This window comes from Catellatospora tritici, assembly GCF_019083965.1.
Classification (GTDB): Bacteria; Actinomycetota; Actinomycetes; order Mycobacteriales; family Micromonosporaceae; genus Catellatospora; species Catellatospora tritici.
The window spans coordinates 129,208-149,196 of record NZ_JAHRCY010000016.1; the positions used below are offsets into that span (position 1 = coordinate 129,208).

Annotated in this window: 15 protein-coding genes and 1 pseudogene; 11 read left to right on the forward strand and 5 right to left on the reverse strand. The window is 67.7% G+C overall.

The annotated features are described in order from the left end of the window. The first annotated feature begins 45 nt into the window (after window positions 1-45). The 3 genes from KUA19_RS30120 to KUA19_RS30130 all read left to right on the forward strand — a co-directional run bounded on the left by KUA19_RS30120 (window position 46) and on the right by KUA19_RS30130 (window position 1,806). Window positions 46-258: a hypothetical protein gene (locus KUA19_RS30120; protein WP_217401350.1), complete on the forward strand. Its 213-nt coding sequence runs from the start codon at window positions 46-48 to the stop codon at window positions 256-258. A gap of 140 nt (window positions 259-398) precedes the next feature. Beyond that, complete coding sequence (gene trhA, locus KUA19_RS30125; RefSeq protein ID WP_372451892.1) at window positions 399-1,076, forward strand: PAQR family membrane homeostasis protein TrhA; 678 nt, start codon at window positions 399-401, stop codon at window positions 1,074-1,076. Window positions 1,077-1,344: 268 nt separating this feature from the next. Continuing rightward, window positions 1,345-1,806, forward strand: coding sequence for a hypothetical protein (locus tag KUA19_RS30130; protein ID WP_217401354.1), 462 nt, complete (start codon window positions 1,345-1,347; stop codon window positions 1,804-1,806). Between the two features lie 224 nt (window positions 1,807-2,030). On the opposite strand, the gene KUA19_RS30135 is transcribed toward KUA19_RS30130, so the two are convergent. Continuing rightward, window positions 2,031-3,869 carry an RICIN domain-containing protein gene (locus KUA19_RS30135; protein WP_217401356.1) on the reverse strand — a complete coding sequence of 613 codons (1,839 nt, stop codon included), beginning with the start codon at window positions 3,867-3,869 and terminating at the stop codon, window positions 2,031-2,033. Between the two features lie 478 nt (window positions 3,870-4,347). Then, the gene (locus KUA19_RS30140) at window positions 4,348-5,373 is read right to left on the reverse strand and encodes a LacI family DNA-binding transcriptional regulator (RefSeq protein ID WP_217401358.1); all 1,026 of its coding nucleotides are present in this window, start codon (window positions 5,371-5,373) and stop codon (window positions 4,348-4,350) included. Between the two features lie 409 nt (window positions 5,374-5,782). Between KUA19_RS30140 and KUA19_RS30145 the strand changes: the two genes are divergently transcribed. Genes KUA19_RS30145 through KUA19_RS44705 form a run of 3 tightly spaced genes read left to right on the forward strand, consistent with a single transcriptional unit; the run spans window position 5,783 to window position 10,695 of the window. Next, window positions 5,783-7,033, forward strand: coding sequence for a sugar ABC transporter substrate-binding protein (locus KUA19_RS30145; RefSeq protein WP_217401360.1), 1,251 nt, complete (start codon window positions 5,783-5,785; stop codon window positions 7,031-7,033). Between the two features lie 18 nt (window positions 7,034-7,051). Next, window positions 7,052-8,035 (forward strand): carbohydrate ABC transporter permease, encoded by a 984-nt coding sequence (locus KUA19_RS30150; RefSeq protein ID WP_217401362.1) that lies wholly within the window; start codon window positions 7,052-7,054, stop codon window positions 8,033-8,035. Further along, the gene (locus tag KUA19_RS44705) at window positions 8,032-10,695 is read left to right on the forward strand and encodes an MGH1-like glycoside hydrolase domain-containing protein (RefSeq protein ID WP_254550314.1); all 2,664 of its coding nucleotides are present in this window, start codon (window positions 8,032-8,034) and stop codon (window positions 10,693-10,695) included. The genes KUA19_RS30150 and KUA19_RS44705 overlap by 4 nt, the downstream gene beginning before the upstream one ends. A 261-nt stretch (window positions 10,696-10,956) precedes the next feature. Here the strand turns inward: KUA19_RS44705 and KUA19_RS30165 are convergent. Continuing rightward, window positions 10,957-11,505: pseudogene (locus tag KUA19_RS30165) on the reverse strand (erythromycin esterase family protein); the annotation flags it as partial. 219 nt (window positions 11,506-11,724) lie between these two features. On the opposite strand from KUA19_RS30165, the gene KUA19_RS30170 reads away from it, so the two are divergent. Beyond that, entirely contained in the window at window positions 11,725-13,056 is a 1,332-nt protein-coding gene (locus KUA19_RS30170) for an extracellular catalytic domain type 1 short-chain-length polyhydroxyalkanoate depolymerase (protein WP_217401366.1), read from the forward strand. Window positions 13,057-13,538: 482 nt separating this feature from the next. On the opposite strand, the gene KUA19_RS30175 is transcribed toward KUA19_RS30170, so the two are convergent. After that, the gene (locus KUA19_RS30175; protein ID WP_217401368.1) at window positions 13,539-14,915 is read right to left on the reverse strand and encodes a HAMP domain-containing sensor histidine kinase; all 1,377 of its coding nucleotides are present in this window, start codon (window positions 14,913-14,915) and stop codon (window positions 13,539-13,541) included. Next, window positions 14,912-15,613 (reverse strand): response regulator transcription factor, encoded by a 702-nt coding sequence (locus KUA19_RS30180; protein WP_217401370.1) that lies wholly within the window; start codon window positions 15,611-15,613, stop codon window positions 14,912-14,914. The genes KUA19_RS30175 and KUA19_RS30180 overlap by 4 nt, the downstream gene beginning before the upstream one ends. A gap of 258 nt (window positions 15,614-15,871) precedes the next feature. Here KUA19_RS30180 and KUA19_RS30185 point away from each other — a divergent pair, with 258 nt between their 5' ends. From KUA19_RS30185 to KUA19_RS30200, 4 genes are all read left to right on the forward strand, one after another. Continuing rightward, window positions 15,872-16,819 carry a polyphosphate polymerase domain-containing protein gene (locus tag KUA19_RS30185; protein WP_217401371.1) on the forward strand — a complete coding sequence of 316 codons (948 nt, stop codon included), beginning with the start codon at window positions 15,872-15,874 and terminating at the stop codon, window positions 16,817-16,819. A gap of 4 nt (window positions 16,820-16,823) precedes the next feature. Beyond that, a complete protein-coding gene (locus tag KUA19_RS30190; protein ID WP_217401373.1) occupies window positions 16,824-17,501 on the forward strand; it encodes a DUF4956 domain-containing protein in 678 nt (225 codons plus the stop codon). After that, window positions 17,501-19,180, forward strand: coding sequence for a CotH kinase family protein (locus tag KUA19_RS30195; protein ID WP_217401375.1), 1,680 nt, complete (start codon window positions 17,501-17,503; stop codon window positions 19,178-19,180). Before KUA19_RS30190 ends, KUA19_RS30195 begins: the two co-directional genes overlap by 1 nt. 332 nt (window positions 19,181-19,512) lie before the next feature. Continuing rightward, entirely contained in the window at window positions 19,513-19,893 is a 381-nt protein-coding gene (locus KUA19_RS30200; RefSeq protein ID WP_217401378.1) for a site-specific integrase, read from the forward strand. The last annotated feature ends 96 nt before the right edge of the window (window positions 19,894-19,989 follow it).

The following is a 19,989-nucleotide window of genomic DNA, read 5'->3' on the forward strand; positions in this document are numbered from 1 at the left end:
CGCAGTCCTCCATGAACACGACGCTTATAAGGGAAGAAGGCTGCCATGACCACTACCACCGTATCCACCCAGCGGCTCGCACGGGTGTTCGTCGAGGCCGCCGACACCCTCGTCGATAAGTTCGACCTGATCGAATTCCTGCCCGTCGTCAACGCCGACCTGCAGGACCCTCGGCTGGGCAATGCGCGGCGACCGTCGACACCGACCAGCAGTTCGCCGTGGCCCGGGGCGAACCATCCCGTGACCACGACGGCATGACCAGCGTCGCCTCGCCCGACGATCGGGGAACTGCCCAGGCCGGTCAAAGAACCGCCCGGGCCGGGCCCTACGCATCCGCGCAGCCGCACGGTACCAGAGGTGGAGTGCACGCCGCCGGGGACGCAACCAAGATGACGGCCATCACCACCGCCACGGTGAAACAGCCCGCCCTCGCCGACTTCGGTCATCCACGACTGCGCGGACAACTACACGCCTACGCCTCGATCGTCGCCGTGTTCTGCGGTGTCGTCCTGGTCAGCGTCGCCGCCACCCGACCCGGGGCTGCCCCCGTGACCAGCGCAGCCGTCTACAGCGTCACGATATGCGCGCTGCTCGCGGTCAGTGCCCTATTCCACCGCACCGTATGGAGCACCCGCGGCTACCAGATCATGCGCCAACTCGACCACGCGATGATCTTCGTGTTCATCGCCGGCACCTACACACCCATCTGCGCACTGCTCCTCCACCCGGCAAAAGCCGCCATCCTCCTGACCATCGTGTGGGCCGGCGCCACCGCCGGAGTCGCCACCTCGGTCATCTGGCGACGCGCACCACGCTGGGTCAGCGCGTCGCTCTACCTCGGCCTCGGCTGGATCGCCGTGATCATCCTGCCGGACATCCTGCACACCGGAGGGCTGACCGCTCTGATCATGCTCGCCGCCGGTGGTCTCGTCTACAGCGCAGGCGCGGTCCTGTACGCGCTACGCAAACCCAACCCATGGCCCCAGACATTCGGCCACCACGAGTTCTTCCACGCCTGCACCCTCATCGCAGCCATCTGCCACCACATCATGATCTACCTTGCCCTATTCGCCTGAGCGAACCGATAGAGGGCTGTAGCCCTCACTCCTAACGTGGAAAGACTGGCCAACTGGCCCCTGGGAATGCTGTACTCCTGCCCCTACCCAACACTGCACTGCCACGCAGTGCCTGCCACGCGTCGGCGTTACACCGCACGGACGACGCCGTCCTGACAACGCCGTGCGCATTCGCTTGGCTGAACTCGAGGCCCTCATCGGGTGGTGCGGGCTGCTGCACCCCTGTTAACACCAAAGCAGCCCGCACCGGACAGCACGATTCGGTGCAGTGAAGTACCTGCTGTACCGCCCACGGACTGAGACCCTCGATGAGTTGACGGCTGCGATACTGGCACAGCTGCGTGATCGGAAACTTTCCAGCAAGATTTTCGACTACGGCAGCGGCCTAGCCCTTTACCAAGATCTAATCGCGAGCGGATCCACAGTCGCATCAGTGCACAGGTACATGTTCGACAAGACGCCGCCGTTCTCGTGGTTCGTGGCGCTGCAGCTGGCCCCCGATCGAGGCTTGTCGAACCTGCCTCTTCTTGAGGGCCCTGATGCCGCCCCAGAGGCGGACCTGGTCCGTCGGCTCGCGAGCGGCGACAGGGAGGCGGCGCGAGACGTTGTCGAACGCACCGGGGGTCGGAATGCCGCCATCCGGGTGCTTCCTGCCCATACCCTCAAGATCACGATTGAAGCCGGAGGCAAGGCCGACCCGGAACGACGCAGGGTTTACCTCGACGAGTGAGGCCGGAGCAACTGGCCACCGATTCACGGTAAGCAGAGGTATTCCGATGAACTACGGGGTGGGCGCGGCTGCGCGGCCACAACAACGACAAGGGATGCGAGAGCGATTTCTATCATCGCCGGGGCGGCCAGGCCACGCATGGTGAACTGGCCGCCGGACTTCGCGCTTTTTTCTGCGACGTGGGCACACGGTAGGAAGATTCACGTCGCATGACTCGTGTGGGCTTAACGGCCCCAGAGCCGCCAGGTCTGGTTGAGCGGGCTGCCTTGGCCGACCGGGTTGCAGGTCCATTGGTGAATGAGCGCGCCGACAGTCGTCGAGATGGTGCTGACGTCGACGCACTTGCCGCTGTGGCGGGCGACGAGCTGGTAGTCGTGGGAGTCGTTGCCGCCGTATGTCACTTTGCGGAGGGTGAACTGCTGGTTCTGGGCTCCGCTGGTGCAGGTCCATTGCTGGACCGCGGCGCCGTCGCTCGTGGAGGCGCCATTGACGTCGAGGCACTTACCACTCTGCTGGTTGACGACGGTAAAGGTGTCGGCGACGCCGGCGACGGACTGGAAGTTCCACAGCTGCTGGCCGCCGCCCTCGCAGTAGTACTGCTGCTGCTGGTTTCCGTTGGTGGAGCTAAGGTTCTTGTTGTCCAGGCACTGCTGGGAGTGCTGGGCGACGGCGACCGACTGGAAGCCGGCGTTCGACGGCGGCAGCAGCGTGATGGTGAAGGTGTCGTCGATGTTGGTGTGTGGCAGGTTGACGGTCGTGGCGTTGCCGGACAGGGTGACGACGGTGTTGGAGATGGTGATCGGCCCCTGCACGGCGCCGCCGCTGTTGTTGGGGATGCGCTGAGTCAGGATGCGGACCTGGTTGTTCTGCACGATGCCGTTCGTGGTGTCCAGTCGCTGCATGTTGACGGCGATGTTGCCGGTGGTGCCACCGCCGCCGACGAGGATCTTGGCCATGGCGAAGTCCTTGGTGGCGAACGCGTCGTAGGCGGTGCTCGGCGTGACCGATGAGATCTGGCCGGTCTGTGAGCCGTAGAAGCGGTATACCCACCATTCGCCCTTGGGCTGGTGCACGCCGGCGGAGTTGCGGGCGAGCAGGTTGCCGAGATCGTTGTGCAGGTTGCCGGCGCTGGCCCAGTTGGCGCGCAGGCCGTCGGCTCCGGCGCGTTCGAGGCGGGCGATGTACCAGGAGCCGTCACCGGGGTTCTGCTCGTTGCCGGCGCCGTACTCGTTGATCTGGTAAGGACGGGGATGAGCGATGCCGCGGGCGTTGAGGGTGGTGTTGGCGGCGTTGACGTTGGCGACCGGGTCGCTGGGCAGGCTGTGCCAGCTGATGATGTCCGGAACGGCGTTGTTGGCCTTGACGAAGTCGAGGTACTGGGTCCACCAGCCGGTGGAGGTGGTAGGCACGCCGGCGTGGCTCGGGCCGACGATCAGGTGGCTGGGGAACTCGGTGCGCAGCCGCTGGTAGGTCCGCCGCCAGAGCTCGAAGTACTGGGCCTGGGGCCGGTTCCAGAAGAGGTTCAGGTTGGGTTCGTTCCAGATGTCCCACTGCACGGTGATCCCGGCGGCGCGTACGTCGCTGATCAGCCTGGTGAGGAAGTTGTCGTAGTCGGTCCAGTCGCCGTTGTCGCCGGGGAATCGGGAGATCGGGTAGCCGTCGGCGCCCCACAGGTCGTGCGGGAGGATGACGAACTGGCCACCCAGGGCGATGGTGCGTCGGGCCTGGGCGAGGGTCGCGTCCCAGCGGCGCTGGTAGCGCCCGGAGACCCAGCCGCCGGGCGAGTCCAGCTGCGCCCCGCCGGCGCGCATGTAGCGGAACTTCACGTCGGTGTAGAAGTGGTCAGCGGGCCCCGACGCGTTCTCGGTCATGCCGTAGATCCACCCAGAGGCGCGGTAGGTGGGCGATCCGCCGGCCATGGAGAAGTTGACGGTGATCGTCTCGTCGGCGGCCGCAGCAGGTAGCGGACTCGCTACGGCCGCGGCGGTCAGGGCGATGACGGCCAGCACGCGCACGGCCGATGCGACTCGGCGTCCGGGCTGGTGGACTGATGCGATGTTCACTAGCGGCTCCTTCGGAGTCTCAGCGGCCAGGGACGGCTTGCGCCGTGCTTCGCGTGGCCACTGATATGCGGGTGGGTCGCGTGTACTCCGGACGGCGGCCGCGCGGTGTTTCGGCCCGCCGGGGGCACAGGCGTTGGTGCTCCGGTTCGGCGTAGTGGTTCATCCAGTCCGCACCGCCGATGGACGCGGCGGCCCTGGCGGCACGGAGCTGTGTCAGCTGTCGGGGGACAACTTGAGAATCGATTCGACGATCAAGCCTGATGACATTGCTATAGTGCGTGGTTCGGCTTCTCGCGAACTCGCTCGCTTATCGAATCGATTCGCTTCGAGACTAAGGATGCGTTGCTGATGTGTCAACGGCGGGTTTCGCGGAGACGCGCCGGGTGTGGCAGATGACGGGAGGTGCCGCTCAGGCGCGCGCGGGCCGTGGTGTCGCGGTCGCCCGGCAGACTGCCTGGATCGTTTCGTCGGCCTCTGCTCAGCGGCCGGCAGGTCGGGCCGCGGACGGACCGGTCGAGGCGCGTAGCGCGATCGGCGGCGCGATCAGCAGGTGCCGCGGTGCCGACGTGGGCTCGGCGATACGCTGCAGGAGCAGCTCCACCGCGCGGGCCCCCATGTCGTGGGCGGGCACGTCGGCGGCGGTCAGCGGTGGGCGGAAGTCCTCGGCCCAGTGCTGAGCGACCACGCCGGTGATGGAGAAGTCTCGCGGCACGGCTAGGCCGGCGTCGTCGAGGGCTCGCTGCATCCCGGGCAGGGCAGCCTCGTTGATGGTCGCGACGGCGGTTATCTGCGGGTGGTCGGCGAGCAGCTGTTCCATGCACGCCTGCCCTGCGGTGGTCTCGTCGGCGCAGCACACCGCGAGGCCGCTGAGGTCGCGTTGGGCGACCGCGTCGGTGAACCCCGCCAGCGCCCGGTGGCCGGGGCCGTAGCCGGCGGCGACGAGCTCCTGGGAGCGGTTGATCAACGCGATGTGCCGGTGGCCCAGGTCCGCCAGGTGGTGGACGCAGCGGCCGATCAGGCCGGCGTAGTCGACGTCGACCCAGGACATGTGCTCAGGGTGCGCGGTGCGGCCGATGGTCACGAACGGCGTGCCGGTCTGCTGCAGCCGGGCCACCCGTGCGTCCTCGAGCCGGATCTCCATCAGGATGACGCCGTCGACGCGCTGACCGGTGATGACGCGTTCGAAGGACCGGTCGTGGTCACCACCCGACGGCGACAGCAGCACGTCGAGGTCCACGCGCGCGGCGGCCTCCACGACGCTGGCCACGAAGCCCAGCTGCATGTCGGTCAGGCGCCGGCTCGCCGGCGGGATGACCAGTCCCAGAGTGCGCGTGCGGCCTTCCTTGAGCGCGCGGGCGGCGGCGTTGGGCCGGTAACCCGCCTCGGCGATGACCTGCTCGATGCGCCTGCGCGTCTCCGCCGACACGGTTCGCCGACCGCTGAGCGCGTAGGACACCGTACTGCGCGACACTCCGGCCAGCCGCGCGATCTCGCCGATGTTCACAGGCTCTCCCCCCACCACGTTGTTTATACCTTGCCCGCGCGGCTTCGCCATGCGGCAACCACGGCGAGCGTAGTCGAACCGATCCACAACATCGAGGAGAGGCCGTATCTCCTTGCCGCCATTTCTTCGGTCGCAGCATGACACGGTGGTGTGTACCGAGACGGCATCTCCCCATTGACCCAGCCGATGCGGAGCCCTATCGTCGATCGAACCGATTCGCCGAATCGGTTCGACACAACCGCGTAACGGGTTGGCAACGGCCGCAGGTCGCCGGTAGGCCACCCCGACGCTCCCAAGCCGGACGCCACCTCGACAGCGGACCGCGACGCAAGGCGGACCGCGCCCGCCCCGAACTGGGTCGGCTCGCCGAGACGGCGCACGGTGACCTGTGCTGATGAAGGGAATGTCCATGCGCTCAACCACGGCCAGGCGGCGTGTCCTGGCTCTCGCCCTGACAGCAGCGGCCGTCACGGCCGGCACGGCCGCCTGCTCCTCGACCGACCCCGCCAACGACCCCGCCAGTACCACCTACACGATCTGGGACCCATACCCCCAGTACGACGGCAGCTCCGACTGGGCCAAACTGCTGAACAAGTGCGGCACCGACGCGGGCGTGACCATCACCCGCACGGGCTACGACACCACCGACCTGACGAACAAGGTGCTGCTGGCCGCCCAGCAGGGCAACGCACCCGACGTGCTGATCGTCGACAACCCGGTCATTTCCACCCTGGCCGAAGCCGGTGTACTCGCCTCCTCCGACGACACCAAGCTCGACACCGCGGCGATCTCGCCGAATCTGCTCGGCGCGGGTCAGAGCGGTGGCAAGACCTACGGTATCCCGATCGGCGCGAACACCCTGGCGCTGTACTACAACAAGGCCGTCCTGCAGGCCGCCAGTGTCGACATCGCCTCGGTGACCGACTGGAAGTCGCTGACCGCGGCCCTGGCCAAGGTCAAGGCGGCGGGCAAGAAGGGCATCACCTTCTCTGCCATCGGCACCGAGGAGGGCAGCTTCCAGTTCCTGCCCTGGTACTGGGGCTCGGGAGCGAACCTGACCCAGCTCGACTCGCCGCAGGCCGTGGCCGCGGTGTCGCTGTGGACCGACTGGCTCAAGCAGGGCTACGCCCCGAACTCGGTCATCAACAACACCCAGACCACCAGCTGGCAGGAGTTCGCCACCGGTGACTACGCCTTCGCCGAGAACGGCACCTGGCAGCTGGGCAACGCCGAGAAGGCCGGCTTCGAGTACGGCATCATCCCGGTGCCCGCGATCGACGGCGGCACCGCCGCCGCCCCCACCGGTGGCGAGTTCGTCAGCGTGCCCGTCCAGAAGGACACCGCCCGCTACGCCACCACACAGAAGCTCGTATCGTGCCTGGCCTCGACCGACAACTCCCTGGCCACCGTCACCGCGCTGAACTACATCGCCCCCACCGAGGCGGTGCAGGCCAAGCAGGTCGCCGCCAACGCAGAGCTTCAGGTGTGGGTCGACGCGGTAAAGGCCGCCAAGGGCCGCACCGGCGACAACCTCGGCACCAAGTACCCCAAGATCTCCCAGCAGCTGTGGACCGCAGTGCAGGCGACGCTCAGCGGGTCGAAGACCCCACAGGCGGCCCTGACCGACGCCCAGACCGCGGCCGCCGCGGCGACCAAGTGACCCGATAGCGCCACGGTCATGAACCTCCGGACACAGACACCGCCTACCCGGCCTGTGGACGGCCCGAGCGGGGCGGCGTTCAGCGCCGCCCCGCCGCGGGCCGCCCGCCACGGCGCGGCTCGCGTCAACACGCAGGTGGCCGCATGGGCGTTCCTCGCCCCCATCACCGTCTACCTGATCGCGTTCTACGCCTACCCGCTCTACCGCAACCTCGACCTGAGCCTGCGCCAGTACACCGTGCGCTCCTTCGTACACGGCGACGCGGCGTTCATCGGGCTCGACAACTACCGCACGGTCCTGGACGACGCCACGTTCTGGCCCGCGCTGCTGCAGACCGTCACGTTCACCCTGGTGTCGCTGGCACTGCAGTTCTTCATCGGGATGGCACTGGCGGTCTTCTTCACCCAGCACTTCCGGCTGTCGGCCACCTTGCGAGCGCTGTTCCTCGTGCCGTGGCTGCTGCCGCTGATCGTGTCCGCGTCGACCTGGTCGTGGATGCTCAACAGCGACTCCGGGATCGTCAACAGCGCCCTGGGCCTGCTCGGCGCGGACCAGGTCAACTGGCTCACCTCGCCGGACTGGTCGCTGATCTCGGTAATCATTGCGAATGTCTGGATCGGCATACCGTTCAACCTGGTCGTGCTCTACAGCGGTCTGCAGGGCATCTCCCCGCAGGTCCACGAAGCCGCCGCGCTGGACGGCGCCACCGGCTGGCAGCGGTTCTGGCGGGTCACGTTCCCGCTGCTGCGCCCTGTCTCGGCGATAACGCTGCTGCTGGGCCTGGTCTATACCCTCAAGGTCTTCGACATCATCTGGATCATGACCAAGGGCGGGCCGGTGGACTCGTCCACCACCTTCGCCACGTGGTCCTACCGGCTCGGGTTCGGCAATCCGCTACCCGCGTTCGGACCCGGCGCCGCCGTCGGCAACCTACTGATCATCACGGCGGTCGTCTTCGGCCTGATCTACATCCGCGTTCAGCGAAGGCAGCAGCAGTCATGACCCCGAAGACGACCTGGTGGAAGACCGCTGCCGGCCTCGCGGCGACCGCGGTGATGCTGTTCCCGGTCTACTGGATGATCAACGTGTCGTTCACGGCTGACCAACGGATGCGCAAGAGCCCGCCCGACTGGTTCCCTGTCGGCGGCACCCTCGACGGCTACCGCTCCGTCCTCGACCAGCAACTGCCGTACCTGGGCACCAGCCTGATCGTCGGGCTGGGCACCGTCGCGCTCACTCTGGCCATCGCCGCACCGGCGGGGTTCGCCCTGGCCAAGCTGCGCCCCCGGGGAGGCGGCGTGCTCAGCTTCCTGCTGCTGGTCGCGCAGATGATCCCCGGGATCATCATGGCGATGGGCTACTACGCCTTCCTGCTCAACATCGGCATGCTCAACACCCTCACCGGCCTGATCATCGCCGACACCACCATCGCGGTGCCGTTCGCGGTCCTCATCTTCACCGCGTTTATGAGCGGCATCCCTCACGAGGTCATGCACGCCGCCGTGGTGGACGGCGCCGGCCCCGCCCGCACGTTCTGGTCGGTGGTCATGCCCGTCAGCCGCAACGCCACCGTCACCGTGTCGCTGTTCGCGTTCCTGTGGGCGTGGTCGGACTTCGTCTTCGCCAGCACGCTCGACAGCGGCGGCCCGCTGCGACCGATCACCCTGGGCATCTACCACTACATCGGCAACAACAACCAGGAATGGAATGCGATCATGGCCACCGCGGTCGTGGCGTCGATCCCGCGACCGTCCTGCTCATCCTCGCCCAGCGCTACGTCGCCACCGGCGTCACCGCAGGAGCAGTCAAGGACTGACCCCCCGCCTTACAGCCGGGCCCGGCGCCGCGCTCCGGCTGCCCTGACGCCTGCCTTCGCGCCGCCACCAACGGTCGGCCGGACCAACACGCCGCACGCAGAAAGAGGCCACACCATGACAGTCGCCCCACAGGGCCCGGAGTTCTCCCTCCGCGAGATCCCCTTCAGCCACAGCGGGTCGTGGTTCAACTTCTCACCGGTGATCGCCGAGAAGATTTATGCGGACGACGTGCACCTGGTATCCCACCAGAACGGCCTGCACCCCATCCTGCGGCTGGTGCCGGTCGCGGGGGACCGGCACCAGCGCCGGCACACCACCGTCACCGGCACGCCCGCCCAGCTGACCTGGCACCACCCACACGGCGCCATCGCACTGGCCTACGACAGCGCCGACACCGTGCGGATCACCGGTATCGGACTCAACCTGCTCGTCGCCGCCGCAAGCCCTTCCCTGACCCCGTTCAGCGGCCCCTACTTCTACCCCGACCCGGTCGACGGCTCCCACGTCTACACCGTGTACGAGACCGGCCGCCGCTACCGCATCACCGTCCTGGCCGGCCGCCTGGCCGAGGTCACCGGCGGACAGTCACTCGGCCTGGCCGAGCGCGGCGTCGTCTGCACCGGCGACGACCTACCGTGGGAGATCGCGATCGAGGAGTACGAGACCGCCCGCGCTCCCTACCGTCCCGAACGGTCCTTCGCCGAGGTCCACAAAAGTGCCCAGGCGGCGTACGGTGCGTTCGTCGACGCCGTCGCCCCCTGGCGCGACGCAGAGACCCCGGCCGCGGAACTGGCCGCCTATGTCCTGTGGTCGGCGACCGTACGCCCCGCCGGATTCCTCGCCCGGCCGGCAGTGCTCATGTCCAAGCACTGGATGAACAAGATCTGGAGCTGGGACCACTGCTTCAACGCCCTCGCCCTGGCCTCGGGGCAACCGGACCTGGCCTGGGACCAATTTCAAACCCCGTTCGACCACCAGGACGCCGCCGGCGCCCTACCGGACTCGGTCACCCATTCGGAGATCCTCTACAACTTCGTCAAACCCCCGATCCACGGCTGGGCACTGCACCGACTGCGACGCCACCTGCACTTGAACCCCGACGACCTGCTCCAGGTATACGGGAGCCTGGCCGACTGGACACGGTTCTGGCTCGAGCACCGCCGCACTCACAACAGCCCACTGGCGCACTACCAGCATGGCAACGACAGCGGCTGGGACAACGCCACCTGCTTCGACCCCGAGCGCGTCATCGAATCGGCCGACCTGGCGGCCTTCCTGGTGCTGCAACTGCGCGAGCTCGCCGACCTGGCCACCGAACTCGGCCTCGACTCCGACGCCGCCGACTGGCGGCGCAAAGCCCAGCAGATGCAGGCCGACATGATCGAAAACCTTTGGACCGGACAGCGATTCCGCGCCCGCAGCGCACTGTCAGGCCAGACCTGGACCAGCGACAGCCTGCTCGACCTGATGCCGATAATCCTCGGTGCCGAACTGGATCCCGCCATCGCCGAAGCCTTGGCCCAGCGCATCAGCGCCCACCTCACCCCCTACGGTCTAGCCACCGAGCTGCCGACCTCAGCGCACTACACAGCCGACGGCTACTGGCGTGGCCCCATCTGGGCACCCGTGACGGTACTCATCGAAGACGGCCTGCGTCGTGCCGGCCATACCGGGCTCGCCGACCACATCAGCAACACCTTTCGCGCCCTGTGTGAGAAGTCCGGCTTCGCCGAGAACTTCGACGCTCTGACCGGGTCCGGTCTGCGCGACCGCGCCTACACGTGGACCGCCAGCGCGTACCTCGTCCTCTCCGCAGCCCACCAGCAGCGGCACTCGCACCATTGACTGCCGGCGGCCGCCCGTCGGTTCGGACACCCGTGAACGCTCATGTGCTGACCCGCGACGGGGACCAGCATCGAATTGGGCGCTCAAGCTTCGGCCGGCCGATCCCGCAACCAGGTGATATGCCCCTGGCCTACGACCGTGGAGCGAAAACGAGGCGATGACCGGCCGGGCGTACACCAACACCCAGCCGACCAGGACACCAGGCAGGCACGCAGTTTTCCCAGTTCACCAACAGACAGGAGGCACACCCGTGAGGTCCCAGCCGAGCCCGACGAGGACGACCTGGTCGCGGCCGTGCCGTTCGCGGGAGAGCTGCCCTGTCTTGCTCATCTGAACGGCGGTCATCTCGGCGCCGCGGGCGTCGCCCAGATGGGTGTTGTGTGCCCAGGCCACGGCCTTGGCGTCCGGGCCGTGGTGGGCATCGATCCGGTCGAGGGTGTCGGCCATGTGCACGTAGCGCACATTCCATGTGACGGCCGGTTGAATCCGCCCAGTTCGGTCCACGACGTTCGCCGCGCACTGCACCAACACCGCATGCTCGGCTCGATGGGCCGGGCCGGCACCGCCGCCATGGAATCGTTCCTCGGTCTGCTGCACAACAACCTGCTGGTGCGGCAGACCGTCGCGGTAGGAAGCGCTGTTGCGCGGGTGCCACACCACGGCGACCCCGATCATCTCCGCCGGGAACCGGAAACCGACGAATGCCGGCCTCGTCGGGCGCCATGGCCACAATATCGTCAAACTTAAATTGACAGTTTTGTGTTCGCGAGGAACGCTATGTGTCATGCATTGGTCACGGAAGCCGGGCATCTGGACCAGTCGCTGCTCAGAACGCCGCGGACCTGCGCGGTGTGTGGTCACGTGCGGACGGTCAGGTCACCCAGCCGTCCGAGGGCACCGGCGGGACGAGTGCCACCACATCGGCGACCACACCCACAACCACCAGCCGGCACGCCGTGGGCATGTCGCGCGCGAGCGCGACTCCACGGCCCGTCCCCCATTTGTGCGGGGAATGAAGGAGACAGACCCATGAAGATCAAACGAAAGCTGCTGCTCGCCCTCGCCGCAGCCTTGGCGGCGGCCGGTGTCACGATCCCGGCGGTTCAACCCGCCTTCGCGGCTTCGCTGGTCGAGGTGCCGAACTTCGGCAGTAACCCGGGCGGCATGCGCATGCACATCTACGTGCCGGACTCCCGTCCGGCCAATCCCGCGATAGTGGTGGCCATGCACGGCTGCGGGGGCTCCGGCCCCGGCTTCTACTCGGGCAGCGAGTTCGCGTCGCTGGCCAATCAGTACGGCTTCATCGTCATCTACCCGAGCGCGATGCAGGAGGCCGGGTTCGGCCGATGCTTCGACACGTGGTCGGAAGCCGCCAAGCGCCGCGACGGCGGCAGCGATCCGGTCTCGATCATGTCGATGATCGCCTACACCGTGGTCCAGTACGGCGGTGACCAGAACCGCGTCTACGCCACGGGAAGTTCCTCCGGCGGCATGATGACCCAGCACATGCTCGCCCTCTACCCGGACAAGTTCAAGGCCGGAGCGGCGTTCATGGGCGTGCCGTTCAACTGTTTCGCCAACGCGGCCGACTACCCGCCCGGAAGCAGCCAGTGCACGGGCGGAGGCATGAACCGGACCCCGCAGCAGTGGGGCGACGCGGTGCGGCAGGTCAACCCGAGCTTCACCGGCACGCGGCCCCGAGTGCAGTTGTGGCACGGCACCAGCGACACCCTCGTGCCGTACTCGTTGCTGCAGGAATCAGTCGAGCAGTGGACCAACGTGCACGGGCTCAGTCAGACCCCCACCTCCTCCGACACCCCGCAGGCCAACTGGAACCGCCGTCGCTTCGCCAACTCGTCGGGCACAGTGCAGGTCGAGGCGCTCAGCATCCAGGGGGCTGGTCACACCTTGCCATCGAGCGGCATGGCAGCATCTGCCATCGCGTTCTTCGGCTTGACCACCACAGGCCCGAGCACCCCGCCCAGCCCGAGCACCCCGCCGAGCCCGAGCACCCCGCCGAGCCCGAGCACCCCGCCCGGATCCGGTTCCTGCCGCGTCACCAGCGCCATCGATGCGTGGAACACCGGACTGGTCGAGAACATCACCGTCACGAACACCGCCAACGCTGGGATCAACGGCTGGTCTCTGGTCTTCACCCTGCCCAGCGGCCAGGTCATCACCTCGGGCTGGAATGCGGGCTATTCACCGGCCTCGGGGCAGGTGACCGCCAGGAACCTGGCGTACAACGCCAGCATCCCCGCCAACGGATCCGTCAGCATCGGCTTCCAGGCAAACCACACCGGTAACGCCGGAAAGCCCACCTCATTCACCCTCAACGGCGTGGCCTGCGTTATCGCCTGATCGACACGACCGCGGGGGGTGGGGCTCCGTCCGGCACCACCCCCCGCCTGCCGCTCACCCTGCGGTTTTCGGATCAAGCGGCCGCCGGTGCGGCGGGTTGCGCGGGTGAGGTGTCGTCATCGCCGGAGTTGCCTCGCGTCGCTTGGATATCGCGGGCGACGGCCTGACCGAGGATGTGGCCGTCTCACGTGTACCGCTGAGTACCGCAACGGCGCTCCTACATACCGGGCATGCCATCACCGACGGACAAGCACCTGCCAGACCTGGCAGGTCATCGACCTCGTCACCGGTCGCGACGCGACGGCGTTGCCGACGTGGCCGGCCGCGCATCCTGGGGCTGAGGTGATCTGCCGCGACCGGGCTGGCTCCTACGCCGACGGCGCCCGCACCAGCGCCTCGACGCCGTCCAGGTCGCCGACCGGTTCCACCTGTGGCAGAACCTCACCGCTGGAGCCGACGAACCCGCTAACGGCATAGCGGCCTCAGAGCTGGTCGGTGGCCGCGTCGAGTGGCAGCGTCATGCGGAACTCGTTGCCGCCGCCGGGCCGCGAGGTGACGATGACGGTGCCGTTGTGAGCGGCGGCTGCCTGCTGGACGATGGCCAGGCCGAGGCCCGAACCGGCGACCGCGCGGGAGGCGTCGAGGCGGTGGAACCGTTGGAAGACGCGTTCGCGCTGGTCGGCCGGAATGGTGGGGTTGCGGTCGAGCACGCTGAGGCATGCCGTGGGGACCGGTTCGGTGACGGTGGTGAGCCGCAGTTCGACCGTCTGGTCGTCGCGGCCGAACTTGGCCGCGTTGTCGAGCAGGTTGACCAGGGCACGTTGCAGGATGGTGGGACGGGCCAGAGCGGTGATGGGCTTGCCCGCGTGGAGCAGGAATCTGGTCTGGGGGAAGTGCGCTTCGGCGAGCCCGATGGCTGAGGCGGCCAGTTCGTTGAGTTCGACAGCGGTCATGGGTTCGTCGGCGGTGCGGGAGCGGGCCAGGTCGACGAGGTTGGCGACAAGGGCGGCGAGTTCGACGCTCTGCAGTTCCAGGTCCTCGAGCAACGCGGCGCGGTCGGCTTCGTCGAGTCGGTTGCCGTCGCGGATGAGGACTTCGACGTTGGTGCGCATGCTGGCCATCGGGGTGCGCAGTTCGTGGGCGGCGTCTTCAATGAGGTCGCGTTGCTGCTGTCGGGCGTCGGCCAGCCGGGTGAGCACGTGGTTGAACGCGTGTCCGAGCTGGGCGATCTCGTCGTGGCCTTCGGCGGGCAGGGGGTTGCTGAGGTCGCGGGTCTCGGCGATGCGGGTGGCGGCGGCGGTGAGTTGGCCGACCGGCCGTAGCCCGGCGCGGGCGACGAAACGTCCGGCGAACGCCGCAGCCGCCGCCGCCGCGATGACCAGCGCGGCGATGAGGGTACCGAATCGGGCGATGGTGGCGTCGGCGCTGGTCAATGAACGGGCCAGCTGGATCGTCTGTCCGTGTGGGCTGCGGAAGGTCAGCACCCGGAATCGGCCCTCGTCGGTGGCGGCGGTGTAGGCGGCCTGGGTGCGGGTGCCGGTGGCGACGGCATCGTCGGCGGCGGTCCAGGGCAGGGCGGTGGTGCCGCGAGGCACAGTGATGGTCGCGGTGGGGAAGCGAATCTGCATCCGCAGGTCTTGCTGGGCGTCCAGCGGGCTCGGCGGAATGTCGGCGGCGGCGGCTGGGGTCAGGTCGCTGAGCGGTCCGTGCGAGATGGCCCGCAGTTCCCGGTCGGCTTGGGAGATGAGGGTCTGGTGGAGGGCGAGCAGCGCCAGGACGCCGACGGCGACAGCGACGGCGGTGACGGCCGCGGCGGCGATGAGGGTCAGCCGGTTGCTGAGGGAGGGGCGGCCGGTCACGGGCACTGCTCGTCTGGCCGTAGCACGAAGCCGACGCCACGGACGGTGTGCAGCAGCCGGGGCCGTCCGTCGGCTTCGAGTTTGCGGCGCAGGTAGCCGATGTACACATCGAGGCTGTTGGACGACTGGTTCAGGTCGAAGCCCCAGACGTGTTCGAACAGCTGGGTCCGGGTCAGGACGCGGTCTTTGTGTTCGAGCAGGGTCTGCAGCAGGTTGAACTCGGTACGGGTCAGTTCGATCAGAGTTCCGCCGCGGCGGACCTGCCTGGTCCGGCGGTTGAGGGTGAGGTCGCCGACACGCAGGACGTCGTCGATGTCGGTAAGCGGTCCGGTGCGCCGCAGCAGTGCTCGTACCCGGGCGAGCAGTTCCTGCAGCGCGAAGGGCTTGACGAGATAGTCGTCGGCGCCGGCGTCCAGGCCGGCGACGCGGTCGGCGACGGCGTCGCGTGCGGTGAGCATGAGCACGGGGGTGTGGTCGGCGGCGGCGCGCAGTCTGCGGCAGGTGTCCAGGCCGTTTAGGCCGGGCATCATGACGTCCAGCAGGAGCAGGTCGGGGCGCAGCTCCATGACTTTGATCAGTGCCTCCGTGCCGTCGGCGGCGAGGTGGACCTGGTAGCCCTCCAGGCGCAGCGCGCGGTCCAGGGACTTGCGCACGGACGGGTCGTCGTCGGCGACCAGGAGCTGGCTACCGGTTGTCATGGCACCACGATAGGGATCGGGTCCGGTTGACCTGCTATTTCTAATCCAATTCTTAAAGACGGCGTACCGCTTGCCGACGCGTTTATGCCATTTCCGGGAGAAGCGCCCTGTTCTTAGTCGCTTCTTAATGTTTCCCGGCGGACCTTCGAGTTTCGCTCTACACGCTAGGTCGCGTTCACTCGCCAGACACCCCCGGTTCAGTCGCCGTTCACCTTCGGTGCGATGGCGGCTGCCTGGGCCGAGAGAAATGGTACCCGCATGCGACTGCGTCCGCGTTCCACGCCGACCGGGCCCGACAAGGGCGGTGGGCCGGCCAGGCAGGCGTCCGCGACGACGGCCGACGACCGCGGCGGCCATGCGCTGCGCGCGCCGAGCCCGCTGCACGCCTTCAACCGCTACGAGATCAAGTACCTGGTGCACGCCTCGCAGTTGCCGGCGATCCGTGACGAGTTGCGGGCCCGCCTGGACTTCGACAGCTACTGCCCCGAGGACGGCTACGGCGTGTGGAGCGTCTACTACGACACCCGCCTGCTGCGCTTCTACTGGGAGAAGGTCGAAGGGTTGCGGTTTCGGCGCAAGCTGCGCGTACGCCACTACGGCGACCGCTTCACGATCGACGACGACACCATCGTGTACGTCGAGATCAAGCAACGGGTCAACCGGGTCACGCAGAAACGCAGGGTCGGCATGCCGTACGCCGACGCCCGCCTGCTGTGCGACGGCCGGCAGATGATCCGGCACGAACCCGGCCAGACCGCCTTCGTCCAGGAGGTCCTCGGCCTGGTCCAGGGCCTGGACCTGCGGCCGGTGGCGATGACCGGCTACCAGCGCGAGGCCTACGTCGGCCGCGACTCCGACCTCGGCCTGCGAGTCACCCTCGACCATCGGGTGCGCGGCCGTGACCGCGAATTCGACCTCGGCTCCGGTGCGCAGAACCGGCTGATCGTTCCGGCGTCGATGTCGGTGCTGGAGATCAAGGTCAACGACCGCGCCCCGTACTGGCTGACCGACCTCGCCGCCCGCGCCGACCTGTCGGTGGTGCGGGTGTCGAAGTACTGCCAGAGCGTCGAGGCCTTCGGCCGGGCCCCTCGCTCGATCTTCCACATCCCCGACTACGACCTCGGCGGCTCCGTCGAGCACGACCCCGTTCCGTCCCCCACCACTGACGCCGACGCACCCGCGCTGGCGCCGAGCATGAAGGCATGACCTGATGAACTTCGATCTGCAAGACCTCACCGGCACGTTCAGCGTCACCGACATCGTCGTGGCGTTGGCGTTGGCCTTCCTGCTCAGCTCGATCATCGGCTGGGTCTACCGGGCCACCCACCGCAACGTGTCCTACAGCCAGTCCTACGTGCAGACGCTGGTCATCCTCGGCATGCTCGTCTCGCTGATCATGCTCGTCGTCGGGTCCAACATCGCCCGCGCGTTCGCGCTGGTCGGCGCCCTGTCGGTGGTGCGGTTCCGCAATGCAATCAAAGAGACCCGCGACGTCGGGTTCATCTTCCTGGTGATGGGCGTCGGCATGGCCGTCGGCACCCGCTTCTACAGCCTGGGCGTCATCGCCACGGCAGCGATCTGCCTGGTCATCTTCGTCATGTTCCGGTTCTCCTGGTTCCAGCTGTCGGTGCAGCGCCAGGTGGTCAAGGTCCAGGTACCGGCGGACGGCAATCACACCGCCACCATCTCCGACGCGCTGATCGCCCACACCACCGAGTTCGAACTCGTCAGCATGGAATCGATCCGCGGCGGCGCCCTCACCGAGCTGATGTACACCGTCCGGCTCAAGAAGGGCAGCGAGCCCAGCGACCTGATTACCGCCCTCAGCGCGCTCACCTCTGGCCAGCGCGTCACCGTGCTCACCGGGTACGACCAGACGGACCTGTGATGACCACCGAACCCGTCCCCGCCTCGCGCGCACCGGCGGCCCGCCTCAAACACCGCATCCCGGTGCGGGTGCGCCACTACTGGAAACTGTTGGCCACTTGCGTGGCCGCCGTCGCGGCCCTGGTCGTGCTCGCGGGCAACACCCGGATCAGCCCGATCGTCACCAGCCCGGCCGCGGCCAAGCACGACGAGGTGGTCACCGACGTCGAAGGCACCGTGGACCTGTTCGATTCCTCGGTCGCCCACACGGTCACGCTCACCTACGGCCAGGCCGACTACCAGCGCATGTTCGACGAGTACATGGAGACCGGCGAGAAGGAGTACGTGCGTGTCGACGCGACCATCGACGGCACCCTGATTCGTGATGTCGGCATCCGGCTCAAGGGCAACTCCACCCTGTCCGGTGTCACCCACAACGGGCGGACTCGGTCGCTGTTCGAGGGCCGTGGCGGCGGCCCCGGCGGCGGCCGTCCCAACCGGCCGGAAGGCGAGTTCCCCGAGGGGGGATTCCCTGGCATGCCCGAAGGCGGGATGCCCGGCATGGGCGCAGACGGCCAGAACCCGCCGACCACCGGCGGCGACGGGCAGGGTTTGCCCGGCGGGATGATGGGCGGCGGGCCCGGCGGGTTCGGCGCCGCCAGCCTGGACAGCTCGCGGCCGGAGGAGTTGCCGTGGCTGATGAGCTTCGACGAGTTCTCCGACGGCCGCCGCTATCAGGGCCACAGCGAGGTCGCGGTGCGCGTGTCCGGCATGGGCGGCGGCAGCACCGTACTCAACGAAGCCGTCTCACTGGCGGTGATGGACGCGGCCGGGCAGCCCGCGCAGGGCTACGCCTATGCGGCGTTCCAGGTCAACGGGCGCCCGGTCAAGGCCCGGCTGCTGGTGGAGCACCCCGACGAGAACTTCGCCGACAGCCTCGGCAACGGTGTGCTCTACAAGTCGCTGGCCACCAGCCAGTTCACGTACAAGGGCGAGGATCCGACCGACTACGAGGACGACTTCAAGCAGATCAACAACAAGGGCAGCTATGACCTGAAGCCGGTCATCGATCTCGTGAAATGGGCCAATGAGGCTTCCGACGCCGAGTTCGACGCTCATCTTGCCGACTACGTCGATGTCGACTCGTTCGCCCAGTACACGGCTCTCCAGAACCTGCTGCTGAACTTCGACGACATGTCCGGACCGGGCAAGAACTACTACCTGTGGTACGACATCGACAGCAAGAAGTTCAAGGTCATCAGCTGGGACCACAACCTGACCTTCAGCGGCAGCGCCACCGCCGGACCGCACGACTCCACCTCCATGGGTGGCGCGGGCGGCTTCCCGGGCGGCGGTGATTTCCAGCCGCCGGAGGGCATGCAGCTACCGGAGGGGTTCACCCCGCCCGCCGGGGCTGGACCCGGCGGCGGTGGGTTCGGCGGCCTGGGCGGCAACAAGCTCAAGGAGCGGTTCCTGGCCTCGGAGGCGTTCAAGAAGGCGTACGAGGACGCCTACCGCGATCTCCACCGCAAGATCTACGCCGACAAGGCAGCCGAGAAGGTGCTGGACACCATCAGCGCCACCCTGAACACCGTCTCGGGAATCGACGCCGCAGGCGCCAAGGCCGACATCGACAAGCTGAGGACTCTGCTCCAGCAGCGTGCCGCGTCGCTGGCGAAGGACAAGGTCATAACCGGCTGACCGGCCGTAGACGGCTGGGGCGCCCGCAGACCGCGGGCGCCCCAGCTCTGCTACGCGGCGCCGGTCGACGACGGCGCCACTGAAACGGCCGCAGGCCCCTGCGGCTGCGCGTCGACAGGGAGTGTTGTGAAGAGGTAGTAGCTGCGATCGTCCGTGGCCCGCGAAGGGGGCTGTTCGAGTTCCGGCTGGACATGGGCCGCAGCCGCGAGGCGAGCTGGTACACGCCAAGCGGAAAGGCTTCACGACGTATCATGAGGCGCTGGGGGAGTACCGGCGACTGTGCGCCTCGCGCGAGGCCGGCCGGACTGAGGCGCGATTGACAGGCATGGTGCGTGCGCAAAGCGCTGCTCGAGGAAGGCGGCATCGTCCTGAGCGCCCGCATGCCACGGCTGACCGACAGGCTCCGCCCCGAATGGACCCTTGAGGAGACGAACACCTTCCTTACACACGTACACAGCGACCGCTTGTACGCTTTGTGGCGGCTGCTGCTGGTGACGGGGTTGCACCGCGGCGAACTGGCCGGATTGAAATGGGAGGACTTCGACCCGGCGACCGGGACGGTACGTGTCGTGCGTCAGCGGGTGGTCGAAGGCGACCACAGCATGGTCCGGGAGAAGCGGCCGAAGTCACCGAACGATCATGCTCGACAAGTTTCTTTGCACGCCCTCACGGGTCAAAGTTTCAGCAGGTCACCCTGCCTTTCCCAAGCATGACACAGAGGGTGCGCGCTGTCCCTGGTCAGCAAGGCCCATCAACCGACCTTCGGGCGGTCGGGACCGGCGTTGCTGGGCCAGGACGACCTGGGCATG